The organism is Salipiger sp. IMCC34102, assembly GCF_004145405.1.
In the GTDB taxonomy this organism is placed as follows: Bacteria; Pseudomonadota; Alphaproteobacteria; order Rhodobacterales; family Rhodobacteraceae; genus Loktanella.
On the sequence record NZ_SELQ01000021.1, the window covers coordinates 1 to 1301 of the forward strand.

Annotated in this window: 1 protein-coding gene; it reads right to left on the minus strand. The window is 72.4% G+C overall.

Translation table 11 applies throughout. The annotated features are described in order from the left end of the window. On the minus strand, positions 1-1301 hold a 1301-nt coding region (locus EU805_RS17215; RefSeq protein ID WP_129765206.1), incomplete at both ends, for an ATP-binding protein.

Here is a 1301-nt window from a genome sequence, read left to right on the forward strand (position 1 = left end):
CGACCAGCAGATCGTCGAGGGACATCGCCCGTCCCTCGGCCCGGGCCCGACGGCGTGCGGCGGTCACGCGCTCCGCGAGCTGTGCCTGTGTCAGGCCTGCGGCGGCGCGGGCGGCAGGAGCAAGGTCGGTGCCGGCCAGATCGTCGCCCAGGTGATAGCGCAACACGCCCGGGATCTGGCGCACCGTCGGCGGACGCACGTCGATCCGCGCCCCCAGCCGCCCGGCCCGGATCAAGGCCGGATCGAGATGATCGGGAAAATTGGTGGCGCTGACGACGAAGATCCCTTCGCAGTCCAGCGCCTCGGTGACCTGGGTCAGCAGCGTATTGGTGACACTGGTGAAATAGGAGGTGTTGTGGTCGTGCGGCCGGTCGCGCGACGCAAAGCTGTCGATCTCGTCCAGGAACACCACGGCAAGACCGCCCCCCGCGGTCGCGGCGCGGGCGCTGTCGAAGAGGGCGGACATCTCCTGGGTGACCTTGCTGCCGCCGCTGTCGCGCTTCTGCATGTCCCCCAGCGTCGTGGGAAAGAACGATGCGCCGAGGCTGCGCGCCAGGGCCGCCGCGAGAAGCGTCTTGCCGGTTCCCGGCGGTCCGGCGAAGAGAAGACCGCGCTCGACCTCTCCCCAGCCGAGCTGGCCTACACGGTAGGCCGCGACGTCGGTGACGATCTGCGCCAGCCGCGGCCCCGCTTCTCCAAGCCCCGGCAGGTCCTCAAGGGTGGGACCGTCCGTGTCGGGGGCGACGGGGGCCACCAGCTCGGCGAGCTTGCGCGCGACGCGGAGCGGACCGCGTTCGCGCAAGGCCAGACCGACGAGGGCTGTCCCCATCCGCGCAAGCGCCGCGTCCGCGGGCAGGGCGGCGCGCAGGGCGTCCTCGGAAAGCTTGCCCGTGGCGCTGTGGGTCTGCCGCAGGGCCCAGACCAGCGCGTCGGCGCAGAGCGGGGCGAGGCGGGTCACGGGGAGCCGGGCCATCGCGCCGTTGAGCCCCGCGAGATCGTCGGTGACGAGCACCAGCGCGCCCGGCTGGCTCAACTGTGCGTCGGCGGTGCGCAAGGTCGTGGCCCGGCCCGTCGGGCTTGCCTCCGCCGCGACCAGAACGGTCGGGCGGCGGGGCATCTCGTAGCGCGACTGGCCGGGACGCAGGCCACGGCGGACCAACCCGTTCTTGAACGCGGTCCAGGCATGGGTCGCCTCCTGGGACGTGGCGCAGAGCAGCACCGAGGCGGCTCCGTCGGCGAGGATGCCGTTGACCGCGGCCTGGTCGCCGTAGGTCATCGCAAGCTGTGCCAGCGCCAGTACG